Raw genomic sequence first — 13,053 nt, forward strand, 5'->3', positions numbered from 1 at the left:
ATCTCCGGAATTCCTTGGTATCGTGATTCATCAGCGGAACGAACCATCGTTCAGGACATCATTGGCGATTGAGTCAAGGCTCGTCTCATAATGCGGCGGGATCGTGACGGTCGCGGGCTGGCATACGCTGTCTGCGAGGTCGATCAGGTCACAGATCGTGACATTCGAAGTGATGTTGTGCTTTGTCTTGAGCTTGGCGATGTCAATCTTGTGGCTGGCGTCGCTGGTCACCTGGTCATCTGCTGATTTCACGATGTTCCCATCGATGTAGAGGTTGAAACGGCTGAGGTTCAGTGCTCGCCGCATCAGTTTTTGCAGGATCCCGTTGGGGATACCGAATAGCATGGCATCGGGAATGCACCCCGGTGCCATGGTGTCCACGAGGCTCTTGAGGCGCAGTTCAGCGTCGCGCTGGATGCAGAGTTCTTGATGGCGTCGCTGCGTTCTGCAGAGGGCCGCATAGTCGGCTGGTGCTGTATCCCAATAGCGCTGCATGCCGTCCGGCAAGGGACGGAGCAGCCCGCGGATGTCTAGGAGACTGATCTGTATGGACTCAAGTACCGCCTGTGGATCGGTTTTATCCTTGAGGTCGCAGGCGCCTGGCTGCAGGGAGACGCTGCAATCCACTCCCAGGGGGCTGAAGTCGCAACATTGCAGCAACGCGGCGTCAACGACGAAGCTGTAGCCGGATGCTCGACACTCGGGTGCGCCGAGATCCTCACTACCAAGCGCGTAAAGATCAATCGCACGGTCGACGTCGTAAAGTACCTTGTCGAGCACGATCTGGCACAGGGCCTTGTTTTCACTGCAGTCGCAGGCCGTGTAGCAGTCGAGCTGTCCCGCGAGCACGCCCCGTTTCTGGATGAGCAGCAGCAGCCTTTCATCAGCCCGTTGCAGGCGCTGCATGCCATAAAGCCCGTAGAGGAGAATCGGTGGGCGCGCAATGCGCAGGAGGCGGATACCTCCGGATGGATCAAAGGACTCGGCGAAGAGCAGCAGGGCTTCTAGAAACGCAGTGAGTGGTGGGGATTCCGGTTTCGTGAGCTGGTGCGCAATCGAAATAAAGCGGCGGAATCGTGCCAGGTCGATGATCGCCGTGGAGCCAAGTGCCCGCAGGCCGCTGGTATTCCCATGTGCGGCACGCTGGATCAGCTCATCCATGGTGCGCGAGAGCTCGTTCTCCTCGAGTAATGCGCGCAGATCCCCCTGCCCCTGGATCTCAAGCTGCCGAAAGATCTCGCGGTAGGCGTCGAGGCCGCGAGGCCAGTCGTTGGGGCCATAGGCTTGTTGAGTCGCTCCGACAAGATTACGCAGGGCGAAAATGACTGCGTCGCGTCGCGTCTGAAGCTCAGTGTAGGGCGCTTGGAGGAGATAGCGACCACCACCAAAGCTGACGTTGGCCAGTGACTCGCCCATCGCCACCAAGAGCACTGCTGCCGCTTCGTCGAGGCTTTGCGCCAATTTGCGGTAGTACTGGGTCACGCCGGCCGTGAGTGCTCCAACCAGGCGCGCAACTCGGGCGTAGTCGTTCAGCTGACGACGGATCCCGAAGGCTTTGTCGCGGTTGCGAGGGTCTAGTGCGAAACGGGCTGCGTTGTATCCCTCCCGTACCGCTGAGCGAATGGCTTGTGCCCAGCCTTGCAGTTCCTGCGACACGTCTTTCAGGATGGCGTCCGAAATCAGAGTGCGCAAGTCGCTCTCGATGTCATCGACTGCTTGCTGCCATTCCGCTGCGCTTGAGGTCGGATGGACGATTGCCGTCTCGGCCTGTCTCGACGTCTGGAGAAATGGCAGGCCACGGGCCTCCTGGGCAATTGCAGCAGCGCGCGGATCGGCCTGATAGCGATCGAGCAAAGCCTTGGCGATCTGTGTCGGATCGCTCGGGTCGCCGACCTTCAGTTCGCGCCGGATCAGGTTGTCCAGCACCAGGCGATCCTGACTGGTCGTCAGGGCGGTTGGATTCGATGAGGAAGAGGCGTAGCTGGGCATGTTCGGATCCTCGTGGTGAAAATGGCCGGGCCGGCGCTATGCGACCCGCCGCAGGGGCGTGCGCTGCGAGCCTGTTCCGTTGAGCTGTTCGATCACGCGCCGAGCGAGCACGGGGGCGGTGATGCGGCCGTGCCCCAGTGCGTAATGCGCCGCGCTGACCAGATGGCGGGGCGCCAGCGGGGGCCGCTGGCCCGCTTCGATCTCGCGGGCGCCGGCGCGGATTGCCGCCTCGTCCTCGCGGGCGAAGGGGATGATGTCCACCAGCGCGCGCTGGGCGAGGTTGCGCCGTGTCTGGAAGGCGATCTCGTCGACGACGTCGGGAATGATCCGCGGCGCGCTGCTCATCAGCGGCGCCGGGATGCGGTGGCCGCGCTGCGGGCGGTATAGGCCTTGCCACACACGCAGCAGCTTCGTCGCGTCGGCGGTGAAGCCCAGCCGCCGCATCATCTCGGCCAGCAGGTACACGCGCAGGTAGGCCGTGGGATGGGCGCCGCCGGGGCGGTAGGTCATCGTGCGCGGCTGCGGGTGGGCGAGGAAGTCCGCCATGCCCCACGCCGCCGCCGGTCCGCCGAGCAGGATCGCAGCAAGATCGGCGAAGATCTCCTTGTGCCAGCGGCCATACACCGTGGACAGGAAGGGATCGCGCGTGCGCCCCATGATCCGGCGCAGCACCGCCTGGCGGTTTTCCTGCCAGATCCCCAGGTCGGCCTGCAGGTTGTGCGCGACCTCGTGCAGGAACACCGACTGCCACGGCTGGTCGCGGTCCCACGGGATGCGGATCAGCGGGAAGGGGTTGGCTTCGCCCAGCAGGCGCGACAGCTGCACGCCGCGGCGCATCGTCGCCGGTGAATAGCCATGCTCCATGTAGCACACGGGTTTGAGCAGCGGCGCGTCGAAGATGCGCGGTGCGGCCTGGCGGATCGCCTGGTAGCAGTCGTCGGCGATGACGTCGTGCGCGGCCAGCGCGGGGCCGAAGCTGGTGCCGCGCTGTGCGAACACCTCGTAGAACATCCCGAACAGGCGTCGCGCGCGGTCCAGTTCGCGCTCGACCAGCGCGACGTCGATCAGCACGCGTTGCGGCGGGCGCCGCTCCCAGCCCTCGTGCAGGGTCGCGAAACGTGCGCGTATGCGCTGCTCGACGGCCGCCAGGCGTTCGTTGGCGACCTGGAAGTGGCGTGGCGAGGGGGCGTAGGGCATGTCCTGCGGCCGCAGGCCGACGAAGGCATTGTCGATCCGCGCGAGCCGCGACAGGCGGGCCGACAACCCGTTGATCTTGGCCTGGAGGAATCGCCGCAGGTCCATGATGTCCGCCTCCGATGGCGCCCGGAATGCCGGCTCAGCGTCCGCGGATGGTGATCGTCACCGGCCCGCGCAGGCGCATCGTGCGCACGCCGCAGTGCGGGCAGCCGCCGACGATCGTGGCCGGGGCGCGGCGCACGGTGGCCGTGACGACGCGGCGGGCGACGGGAGCGACGGTGCGGGCGATCACGCGTGCCGCCTGTCCGCGTGGCGTCGCGCGACGCGCCGGGGCCACCAGCGGGCGCGCGAGGCGGCTCACCGCCTGCGGCTGACGCACGACCTGCTGCGCGACGCGCTGCACCACGCGACCGGCCGCGCGCGGCGCGATGCGCCGGCGCTGCACGATGCGGCGTGTCGCACGCACGGCGCGCGCGACCGCCCGTGCCGCGGTGGGGCCCTGACGGCGTGCCGCCGTGCGGACCGCGCGTGCGACACCACGCACGACGGCGCGGCGCACCTGCGGCGCTGCGCGTGCCACCGACGGCAGCGCGCGGCGCACCACCATGCCCGCAAGCACCGGCGCGGCGGCGTCGATGCCGTCCTCGTCCAGGCCGTCGACCAGCTCGTCGAACACCTCGAATTCGTCGGCGCCATCCGCCAGCAGGCGTCCGGCGACATTGGCGATGCGGCCGATCAGCTGCGCCTGCGGAATCGGCAGCATGCTCGCGAGCGGCCCCACCACGCGCGCGGCGCGGCCGATGCCGCGGCCGACGCCGCGTGCGATGCGCCCGAGGCGGCGGAAGAACTCGTCGCCGTCGGCGGCGTCCATCGCATCGGCGACGACGTCGTCCATCGCGTCGACCGCATCGCCCGCATCCCAGTCGTCGGCGGCATACTCGTCCATCTCGTCGCCCGCGTCGCCGAGTTCGTATTCGTCCGCCTCGTCGTACTCGTCGAAGCCCTCGCCGCCACCGCCTCCGCCGCCCAGCAGCCCCGCGGCGACGCGCCCGACACCGCCGAGCAGGCGGCCAAGAAACTCGTCGTCGCCTTCGTCGCCGTAGTCCTCCGCGTCGTACGCGTCCTCGTCCATCTCGTCGTAGGCGTCCATCGCGTTGCGGCTGGGGCCCTCGGCCGCCTCGTCCATGAGGTCGTCCATCACATCGGTTTCGAATCGGTCCATGGTGGTCTCCTTTCTGCGGCTGGGATCAACGGGGGGTGATCGTGAGGGTGGCCGGCCCGTTGATGTGGATGACGCGGCGTTGGCCGGTGCCGCCCGTCGGCATGCCGTGGCCGATGTCCGTGGGGCGGGCGAGCGGCCGCGGTGGGCGCGCCCGGGCCCGGGCCAGGCTGGCGGCCATGCGCGGGCTCTGTGCGACACGCCGGGCCGCCTGCGGCAGGCCGCGGCGCACGACTTGCACGGCGCGTTGCGGGGTGGGCGCCTGACGCTGCGCCACGCGCGTCGCCGAACGGGCAAGGCCGGGCAGCGCGCGCACCGCCTGCGGGCCGCGCGAACGCACCAGCTCGCGTGCCGCCGCAGCCACGCCGCGCACCAGCGCTCGCCGGGAAGCCATCGACAGCTGTCCGACGTTGCGGAAGCCCAGCCCGCGCGCCGCCGCACGTGCGGCCAGGCCGACCGCCGCCGGCAGGGCCTCGTCGATGCCGTCCTCGAGGTAGAGGTCGGCGACCGCGTCGAAGGCGTCATCGGCGCCCTCGCTCTGGCCCAGCAACTGGCTCAATTGAGCGAACAGGCCCTGCGCGCCGCCGGCCGCCTGGCCGAAGGAACCGGCCAGCCCGCGGGCATGGCCCGCTGCGCGTCCGACGCCCTGGGCGGCGCGACCGACCTGCCCGAGTGCGTTCGCCGCGCCCGGAGCGCCGAGCATGCCGGCAAGCCGGGCAGCGGCCATCGCCGCCGGCGACACTGCGCCGGCCACCCGGCCGACGCGTCCGGCAACCCGCCCTGCCTGGCGCGCGAAACCGCGGGCGCGGCCGGCGATGCGGGCAGCGCCGCCAAGGCCGCGGCTCATGACGCCGGCCGCGCGTCCCAGCCCGCCCAGCAGGCGGCCGAAGAACTCGTCGTCGTCGGCCGCGTCGAGCGCATCGGCCACCTCTTCCTCGAACGCGTTCCACAGCGCCATGTCGTCGACGCCCTCGTCCGCGCCTTCACCGAGATCGACGGCGGAATCGCCGAGGTCCGCGGCTTCGTCGCCGGACAGCTCCTCGCCGGCTGCGTCGTATTCGTCGGCAAAGGGATCGGAGCCGAAGTCCGCGCCGGCGTCCGCCTCGTCGAACGTGGCGGCCTCGTCCATGCCGTCGCCGACCGCGTCCGCGTCATCCATCAGGTTCGTGTCGAATGGTCCCATCGCATGCCTCCGCAATCGATGCTGCCGCAGGGAGGGAACGGCGCGGCCCGCCCTGGGCGCATGCCTGATCCCGCCATGGCTGCACTCTAGGCAGGGGCGGCCGCCGGCGAAATCGCGCGATGTCGCTAGTCCGGAAAGGGGCGCCGGTGCGCGCCGGCGGGGTTGCGGGAGTGCCGATGGGGGCGGCAAAACGGGGGCGCGTGGACGTCCGCGAGCGGGTGTACTAGCTCAAATTGGGTAGTCCGTTTATACCGTCTTCTGGGACTTGCGCTTTGCCGGGGCGTATGCCAAAAAGACAAAAACTTCATACCAAAGGGATGCGTCGCACCCCCGGCAGAGCGACAGATCGACCCGATCCCGTGGTCGAGGCGCAGTCTTGCTTGTGCAATCGTGGTGCAGCGCCGGACATTCCGCGCGAGAGCGCACGTCGAGCGAGGACGTCGCGGCGAACCGCCGCTGGCGTCTTCATCCGCACAGGTCAAAGAGGAAGAGACATGCAGCTGGGATTCTGCTGGATCGGGCGTCGGGCAAGGCCGGATTTCGCGCGAGCGCCGTCGTCGTGACCGCCCATCGCAAGGATGGGGGTGAGCCGTTCGGGGCGCATGCCCGGGAGTCGGAGGGGGGCGCGCGCTGCGATGCCGGACGGGAGATCGGGCAGATCGAGCTGGCCGGGCGCACCTGCCGCGTCGTGCTCGTCGACGGCCTGATCCCGGGCCACCTCACGACCGGAGGTGCCAAGGGCGTGCGCCTGACCTATGTGGACGGCGAAATCGCCCACTTCGAATTCGAGGGGCACCGCTACGCGGTGGTCGCGGACCCTGCGGGGCGTCCGGGCGTCGGCCCTTCCGCCGAAGCGCTTGCCCATGCCGCGCCGGACATCGCCAGGGTGCTGACCAGCCGGGAACTGCAGATCGTCCAGCTGCTGTGCATGGGCTATCTGACCAAGCAGGTGGCCGATCGGCTGCGCATCAGCGAATTCACCGTGCGGTCCTACCTCAAGACGGTGTATGCGAAGCTGGGGGTGCGTTCGCGTGCGGCGCTGGTGTTCCGCTACATGAAGACCTTCAACGGCGGGAACGAGCGGCTCGAATGAGCCGGCACCACGGCGCGGTGGCGCAAGGGAGGCGGGGCGCGGCCGTGCGGCCGGCGCCCCGTGCTCGCGTCAGTGCGCGCCGAGCGACTGCTGCGGGCGGTTACGCGTCAGCGGGTTCAGGCGGCGCAGCACGCTGGAAGGTGCGTATTCCGCGTGCAGGGCGTCCCAGTCGATCGCGTCCAGCGTGTTCTTGACCAGCAGGCCGAGGTCGGTGGCGCCTTCCATCAGCAGGCGGCGGCCGAAGAACAGAGTGTCGGGGTCTTCCTCGCGCAGCGCCAGCGCGATGTAGTCGCGCACGTTGGCAGTGAGCGTGAGGTCGGGCTCGCCGCCGCTCGCCAGCGGTACGAAGCCGCGCGGGCCGAGGGTGAAGTCCAGCGTCAGGCCGGCGTCGCGCACGCGCATGCGCAGGTGGCGGCCGGTCAGCGGCTCGAGGTCCTCGCGCGACAGCACGCGACCGAGCGCGAGGTTGAGCGCCGTGGTCAGCGCCAGCGTGGGCGGGCGCTGCGGCAGGTGCGACGCGAGGCGCGCGAGCGGCGCGGGGAGCGTGAAGGCCGGGATGCGGAAGCTGCTCATCGGATGTGACTCCAGGAAAACGAAATCAGGCGGAGACGTACTGTTCGACGCCGGGGCGGCCGTGCCAGAAGCCGTTGCACGGCGCCTCGACCATCAGCGCCTTGCTCTGGCCGAAGGCGTCCTGCGGCGACAGCTTGCCGGCGACCGCGTCGCGGAAGAGCTCGAGCACGCGCACGGTGTCGTCGCCCTGTGGGCTCACGCGCAGCACCTGCGCGGTCTCGCGCAGCTTGGGCAGGTCGCCGAGCAGGTTATGCACGCGTGCCGACTGCGTCTGCACGCCGTTGAGGGTCAGGAAGGGCTCGCCCTCGCGGGTGCGCAGCACCAGGCCGTCCTTCATGCCCAGGCAGCGGAACTCGCAGGTGTCCTTCTGCAGGTTGAAGTGGCGCGCGGTGAAGCAGCGCGCCGAGTGCGCGAGCGGTAGCCGCCCCCAGGCGAGCACTTCGGTTTCGATCGCGGGGGCGCCCGAGGCGAGGAGTTCGGCGAGCACCGCGCCGGACATCTCGGGCGGCGCCATCCAGCGCGTTGCGCCCGCTTCGGCCAGCATCGACAGCGTCTGCGGGTTGAAGATGTTGAGCGTCGGGCCGGCGATCCAGTCGCGGCGGCCGGCCTTGGTCAGCAGCTGCACCGCCGACATGTCGTTGGCTTCGACGCGGAATTCGTCCTGCGCGACGATGCGGCGCAGGGCCTTGAGGTCGGATTCGGATTCGATCAGCGACTGCGAGGACAGCACGGCTTCCTTGCCGGCGGCCTTGAGCATCGCCGCGACTTCGAGCCAGTCTTCGGCGCGCAGTTCGTGGCGGCGCGAGCACACCGTTTCGCCGAGATAGACGATGTCGGCGGGACTTTCCGCGACCTGTGCGTAGAAGTCGAGTGTCTGCTGACGCGACCAGTAGTAGAGCAGGGGACCCAGGGCAATTTTCATCGTGTTCACTTCCACGGCCGGTAGTACGCGCCGAGCGTGTGGCTGCGGCCTTCGGAAACCTTGTCGAGTTCGGCGATCCAGGCGGGCTGCACCTTGAAGCCGTCGGCGTCGCGCATGACCTTGTCGATCGCCTCGCGCCAGACCTTGGTGACCTGCGCGACGTAGGCCGGGCTGCGCTGGCGGCCTTCGATCTTGATCGCGCGCACGCCGGCGCGGGCGAGTTCGGGCAGCAGTTCCAGCGTGTTGAGGCTGGTCGGTTCCTCGATCGCGTAGTAGGTCTCGCCGTTCACGTCGAAGCGGCCCTTGCACAGGGTCGGGTAGCCGGCGCGCTCACCGTCGTCGAAGCGGTCGATGAGGATGCCGTTGAGCCGCGTTTCCATGCCCTTGGGCGTCTGTTCCCAGCGCACGTGCTTGCCCGGCGAGCAGGCGCCGTTGCAGTTGGGCGATTCGCCGGTCGCGTAGGCGGACAACGCGCAGCGCCCTTCGACCATCACGCACAGGCCACCGAAGCCGAACACCTCGATCTCCACCTGGGTGTTGGCGATGACGTGCTGCACCTGCGGCAGCGACAGCACGCGCGGCAGCACCGCGCGCTGGACGCCGAAGCGCTCGGCGTAGAAGTTGATCGCCTCGTAGGTGGTCGCGGAACCCTGCACGGAGAGGTGCAGGCGCAGCTGCGGGTGCTTCTTCTGCGCGTAGGCCATCAGGCCGGGGTCGGCGACGATGATCGCGTCGATGCCGAGGTCGGCGGCGCGGTCCACCGCGGCGGTCCAGCCGGACCAGTTGCCGGCCTGCGGATAGGTGTTGAGGGCGACGAGGACCTTGCGCTTGCGGTCGTGGGCGTAGCGCACGCCTTCGGTCATCGCCTTGGCGTCGAAGTTCAGGCCGGTGAAGTTGCGCGCGTTGGTCGCGTCCTTGAAGCCGAGGTAGACGCAGTCGGCTCCGTGGTCGACGGCCGTCTTCAGCGCCGGCAGGCTACCTGCCGGGCAGACGAGTTCGATTTTCGTATTGGAGGTCATGGCGGGGGTTGGGGAAAAAAGCTCCGCAACCATAGTTCGCCGGCGCCCGGCCCGCGTTGACGGGAATCAAGGGGTGTGGCGTTTCGGGGGCACAAAGGCCGGGGCACGGCCCGCGTGCGTGCCCCCGGCACGGCCTTGCTTACTTCGTCGCGTTGGGGAAGAAGAGCTGCTCGCCGCCGATCTTGTACTCGGCGATGGCCGTCTGGCCGGCCGGCGAGACGATCCAGTCGATGAACTGCTGACCCATTTCACGCTTCACGTGCGGGTGCTTCGCGGGGTTCACGAGGATCACGCCGTACTGGTTGAACAGGCGCTTGTCGCCCTCGACGGCGATCGTGAGGTCCTGGCGGTTCTTGAACGACAGCCAGGTGCCACGGTCGGCGAGGATGTAGGCGCCGAGCGAGGCGGCCATGTTGAGCGCGGGGCCCATGCCGGAGCCCGAGTCGCGGTACCACGGGCCCTTGGCCTGCTCGAGGTCGATGCCAGCCATCTTCCACAGGCGCAGCTCGGCCGCGTGCGTGCCGCTCTTGTCGCCGCGCGACACGAAGGGCGCCTTCGTCGCCTCGACCTTCTTCAGCGCCTCGACGATGTCGCGCCCGCCGGCGACCGTGGCCGGATCGGCCTTGGGGCCGACGAGGATGAAGTCGTTGTACATCACTTCCTTGCGCTCGACGCCGAAGCCGTCGGCGACGAATTTCTCCTCGGCGACGCGGTCATGCACGAACACCACGTCGGCGTCGCCACGGCGCCCGGTGTCGAGCGCCTGGCCGGTGCCGAGCGCGACGACGCGGACCTTGAAGCCCGCCTGCTGCTCGAAGCGCGGCAGGAGGTGGCCGAACAGTCCCGACTGTTCGGTCGAGGTGGTGGATGCGACGGTGATGAATTTGTCTTCGGCGTGCACGGCGGCGATGCCCAGCAGGCAGGCGCAGGCGAGGAGCAGGGGGCGGAACAGATTTGCCATCAAGGGTCTCCGTGGTCTTATGGTTCCAAGCACTTGTACCAAAACCCGCGCAGGCGTGCCCGGACTGCGCCAGGCGTGGTGTGGTGGCCTATGCACGGTGTTGCATAGGATGGCGGGAGCTTCTCCGCGCTGCGGCCGTCGGCATGGCAGGAATCGCCTCGTGGCGCGGTGCGCTGCGCCTGGTGAAGCGGCAGAAAGACCTGTTGCTTTTTGTGCATGCGCGGCATGCGTGCGCAGGACCGCGGGCAAGGGCGAGGGGGTTTTCGGTTAAGCTCGATGCATGGGCGTGACACTCGATTACCGTTTCGTCGCCGGCAGCGAGGATGCGCAGCCGGGCGGCGCCTTGCAGCTGGGCAATCCGCTGACCGCGATGCTCGACGCGATCCGCGTGCAGGGCTCGATCGCCAGGGCAGCGGAGCAACTCGGGGTGTCCTACCGCCATCTGTGGGGCGAGTTGCGGCGTCACGAGGCCGCCTTCGGCCAGGCGCTGATCGCCGGCGGGCAGGGGCGCGCGGCGCGGCTGTCGGAGTTCGGCGAGAGGCTGCTGTGGGCCGAGAAGCGTGCGCTGGCGCGACTGCTGCCGCAGGCCGAAAGCCTGGCCGGGGTGCTCGACCGCGAGCTGCTGCTGGCGGTGGATCCGGGGCTCGACGTGCTGCGCACGGCCGCGAGCCATGACCTGCTGTTCGGCGGCTTGCGCGACGCCCTGCTGCGCGATGCCCGCGTCCTGCTGGACGTGGACTACGTCGGCAGCACGCAGGCGCTGCAGCGGCTCAACGCGGGCGGCTGCACGCTCGCCGGCATCCACCTGCCGCTCGATGACGAAAGGTTGTGCCGGCGGGGATCGCTGATCCACGGCGCGATCGGGCGTGAGCTGCGCCTGGGTGTGCACAAGCTGATCCGCTTCGCGCGGCGCGAGCAGGGCCTGATCGTTGCGCCCGGCAACCCGCGCGGGCTCGCGGTGATCGAGGATCTCGCGCGGACCGGCGTCACCTTCGTGAACCGGCTCAAGGGCTCCGGCACGCGCCTGGTGTTCGACGCGCTGCTGGCGCGCGCGCGCATGTCGCCGGCGGCGATCGCGGGGTATGCGAGCGAGGAACACACGCACCTGTCGGTCGCCGCGCATGTGGCGGCGGGCAGCGCCGACTGCGGCTTCGGCCTGCGTGCGGCGGCACAGCGCTTCGGCCTCGACTTCGTGCCGCTGGCGCACGAGCAGTACTTCCTCGTGTGCCTCAAGGACGGGCTGGAGTCGCCGGGCATGCGCGCGGTGCTCGACGCCCTGCGCAGCGACGCTTTCCGTCGTCTGGCGGAGGCGCAGCCGGGCTACGACGCGGCTGCTGCGGGCGAGATCGTGTCGCTGCGGCGCACCTTGCCCTGGTACAAGTAGAGGGCTAGTACAACTCGGGGAAGCGTTCGAGCCACAGCCAGTCGACCGTGAGCACGAGTGCGACCAGCAGCGTCCAGGTGGCGAAGATGAAGCAGCCGGCCGCGGGCACGGCAAGGCCGAACCGATCCAGCGCGCCGCCGACGGCCATCGCGAACACCGTCAGGAAGCTCCATTTCGCGACGAAGCCGGGCAGATAGCGGCGCATCGCACGGTTGTGGCGGTAGTTCTGCTGGCGTTCCATGCGGCCGCCGCGGGTGACGTCGCGGAAGTACTGGAAGGGCCAGAGGTAACGGTAGAGCAGGTAGGGGAAGGATGGAGCCGCGTTGTGCCCGTCGATCTCGGTGCCCATGTGCCCCTCCCTTGGTCGCATTGCCGCCGGCGAATGCCTACTTTGATCCCATCCGCGGAAAACGTCACCGTCCGGCGGATGAAATTTACGTTTTTTGGGCACTGCCGCACGACGGGTGCAGGGCGGCACCCGCAATGCGTGGCTGCGTCCGGGATCCGCGAACGCACTCTTCAGAGTGTCGGGCAGGCGTCGCCGACCGAAGCGGGACGTGTTTCGGCGGCGACCAGCGTCACGCCGTTGCGGCGCGCGGTGATGTCGGCGAGGATCGCCAGCGCGATCTCCGGCGGGGTGCGGCTGCCCAGCGGCAGGCCGACCGGCCCGTGCAGGCGGTCGACATCGGCGTCGGTGAGGTCGAAGAGTTTCAGCCGCTCCCGCCGCCGTTCGCTGTTGGCGCGCGAGCCGATCGCGCCGACGTAGAAGGCGTTGGTCTTGAGCGCGTCGATCAGCGCGAGGTCGTCGAGCTTGGGGTCGTGGGTTCCGCCGATGATCACCGTGCGGCAGTCGGGGCGCATTGCCATCACCGCATCGTCGGGCATCTCGGTCGTCAGCGCGGCGCCGGGCACGGCCCAGCTTTCCCGATATTCCTCGCGCGGCTCGCAGATCGTCACCTGGTAGTCGAGCGCCAGCGCGAATTCGGCGAGATAGCGGGAGAGCTGGCCGGCGCCGATGATCAGCATGCGCCAGCGCGGGCCGAAGGCGGACACGAGCGTGCGGCCGTCGAACACGACCGCGCTGTCGGGGACGTCGCCGAGGAGATCGACGGCACCGGTCTCGAGGTCGAGGCGGCGCGCGACCATCTCGCCGCGTTCGATCGCGGCGAGGGTTTCGCCCAGCCGGTTGCCGGGGGCGACCGGCTCCAGCACCAGTTCCAGCTTGCCGCCGCAGGGTAGGCCGAAGCGGCGCGTCTGGTCGGCGGTGATGCCGTAGGTGACGTGCTCGGGCCGCACGGGGTGTTCCGCGCGCAGGCGGTCGAGGAGGTCGTCCTCGATGCAGCCGCCGGACACGGAGCCGACCAGCCGGCCGTCGCCGGCGATCGCGAGCAGTGCGCCTTCGGGGCGCGGGGACGAGCCCCAGGTGCGCACGACGGTGGCGAGCGTGACCGGGATGCCGGCCTCGCTCCAGGCGACGGCTTGGCGCAGCACTTCGAGGTTGACACTGTCCATG

Annotated in this window: 12 protein-coding genes; 2 read left to right on the forward strand and 10 right to left on the reverse strand. The window is 69.1% G+C overall.

Annotated features, from left to right (window positions below):
• Positions 1-30 precede the first annotated feature (30 nt).
• From U5817_RS02115 to U5817_RS02130, 4 genes are read right to left on the reverse strand one after another with little or no spacing between them, the layout of a single operon-like run.
• Positions 31-1,989, reverse strand: a complete 1,959-nt coding sequence (locus U5817_RS02115; protein WP_407279557.1) for a hypothetical protein — start codon at positions 1,987-1,989, stop codon at positions 31-33.
• Between the two features lie 36 nt (positions 1,990-2,025).
• Positions 2,026-3,291 (reverse strand): hypothetical protein, encoded by a 1,266-nt coding sequence (locus U5817_RS02120; protein WP_407279558.1) that lies wholly within the window; start codon positions 3,289-3,291, stop codon positions 2,026-2,028.
• 34 nt (positions 3,292-3,325) lie between these two features.
• Complete coding sequence (locus U5817_RS02125; RefSeq protein ID WP_407279559.1) at positions 3,326-4,408, reverse strand: hypothetical protein; 1,083 nt, start codon at positions 4,406-4,408, stop codon at positions 3,326-3,328.
• Positions 4,409-4,433: 25 nt separating this feature from the next.
• On the reverse strand, positions 4,434-5,588 hold the full coding sequence (locus tag U5817_RS02130) for a hypothetical protein (RefSeq protein ID WP_407279560.1): 1,155 nt from the start codon (positions 5,586-5,588) through the stop codon (positions 4,434-4,436).
• 559 nt (positions 5,589-6,147) lie between these two features.
• Between U5817_RS02130 and U5817_RS02135 the strand changes: the two genes are divergently transcribed.
• Entirely contained in the window at positions 6,148-6,681 is a 534-nt protein-coding gene (locus U5817_RS02135) for a response regulator transcription factor (RefSeq protein WP_407279561.1), read from the forward strand.
• Between the two features lie 69 nt (positions 6,682-6,750).
• Here U5817_RS02135 and U5817_RS02140 read toward each other — a convergent pair whose 3' ends face one another.
• From U5817_RS02140 to U5817_RS02155, 4 genes are all read right to left on the reverse strand, one after another.
• Positions 6,751-7,254: an SCP2 domain-containing protein gene (locus U5817_RS02140; RefSeq protein WP_407279562.1), complete on the reverse strand. Its 504-nt coding sequence runs from the start codon at positions 7,252-7,254 to the stop codon at positions 6,751-6,753.
• A gap of 25 nt (positions 7,255-7,279) precedes the next feature.
• Complete coding sequence (locus U5817_RS02145; RefSeq protein WP_407279563.1) at positions 7,280-8,176, reverse strand: U32 family peptidase; 897 nt, start codon at positions 8,174-8,176, stop codon at positions 7,280-7,282.
• A 5-nt stretch (positions 8,177-8,181) separates the two neighbouring features.
• Positions 8,182-9,195 (reverse strand): peptidase U32 family protein, encoded by a 1,014-nt coding sequence (locus tag U5817_RS02150; RefSeq protein ID WP_211167199.1) that lies wholly within the window; start codon positions 9,193-9,195, stop codon positions 8,182-8,184.
• Positions 9,196-9,334: 139 nt separating this feature from the next.
• A complete protein-coding gene (locus U5817_RS02155) occupies positions 9,335-10,156 on the reverse strand; it encodes a substrate-binding domain-containing protein (RefSeq protein WP_407279564.1) in 822 nt (273 codons plus the stop codon).
• 280 nt (positions 10,157-10,436) lie between these two features.
• On the opposite strand from U5817_RS02155, the gene U5817_RS02160 reads away from it, so the two are divergent.
• Positions 10,437-11,540 carry a substrate-binding domain-containing protein gene (locus U5817_RS02160; protein WP_407279565.1) on the forward strand — a complete coding sequence of 368 codons (1,104 nt, stop codon included), beginning with the start codon at positions 10,437-10,439 and terminating at the stop codon, positions 11,538-11,540.
• Between the two features lie 4 nt (positions 11,541-11,544).
• On the opposite strand, the gene U5817_RS02165 is transcribed toward U5817_RS02160, so the two are convergent.
• Positions 11,545-11,889, reverse strand: a complete 345-nt coding sequence (locus U5817_RS02165; protein ID WP_407279566.1) for a hypothetical protein — start codon at positions 11,887-11,889, stop codon at positions 11,545-11,547.
• A gap of 170 nt (positions 11,890-12,059) precedes the next feature.
• Entirely contained in the window at positions 12,060-13,052 is a 993-nt protein-coding gene (locus tag U5817_RS02170) for an XdhC family protein (RefSeq protein WP_407279567.1), read from the reverse strand.
• Position 13,053: the final 1 nt, after the last annotated feature.

Source organism: Aromatoleum evansii (genome assembly GCF_045689615.1).
GTDB lineage: Bacteria > Pseudomonadota > Gammaproteobacteria > Burkholderiales > Rhodocyclaceae > Aromatoleum > Aromatoleum evansii.

Excerpts from the sequence above, each read along its gene's own strand:
- U5817_RS02115 (WP_407279557.1), bottom strand. The coding sequence starts at position 1,989 with ATGCCCAGCTACGCCTCTTCCTCATCGAATCCAACCGCCCTGACGACC.
- U5817_RS02120 (WP_407279558.1), bottom strand. The coding sequence starts at position 3,291 with ATGGACCTGCGGCGATTCCTCCAGGCCAAGATCAACGGGTTGTCGGCC.
- U5817_RS02125 (WP_407279559.1), bottom strand. The coding sequence starts at position 4,408 with ATGGACCGATTCGAAACCGATGTGATGGACGACCTCATGGACGAGGCG.
- U5817_RS02130 (WP_407279560.1), bottom strand. The coding sequence starts at position 5,588 with ATGGGACCATTCGACACGAACCTGATGGATGACGCGGACGCGGTCGGC.
- U5817_RS02140 (WP_407279562.1), bottom strand. The coding sequence starts at position 7,254 with ATGAGCAGCTTCCGCATCCCGGCCTTCACGCTCCCCGCGCCGCTCGCG.
- U5817_RS02145 (WP_407279563.1), bottom strand. The coding sequence starts at position 8,176 with ATGAAAATTGCCCTGGGTCCCCTGCTCTACTACTGGTCGCGTCAGCAG.
- U5817_RS02150 (WP_211167199.1), bottom strand. The coding sequence starts at position 9,195 with ATGACCTCCAATACGAAAATCGAACTCGTCTGCCCGGCAGGTAGCCTG.
- U5817_RS02155 (WP_407279564.1), bottom strand. The coding sequence starts at position 10,156 with ATGGCAAATCTGTTCCGCCCCCTGCTCCTCGCCTGCGCCTGCCTGCTG.
- U5817_RS02160 (WP_407279565.1), top strand. The coding sequence starts at position 10,437 with ATGGGCGTGACACTCGATTACCGTTTCGTCGCCGGCAGCGAGGATGCG.
- U5817_RS02165 (WP_407279566.1), bottom strand. The coding sequence starts at position 11,889 with ATGGGCACCGAGATCGACGGGCACAACGCGGCTCCATCCTTCCCCTAC.
- U5817_RS02170 (WP_407279567.1), bottom strand. The coding sequence starts at position 13,052 with ATGGACAGTGTCAACCTCGAAGTGCTGCGCCAAGCCGTCGCCTGGAGC.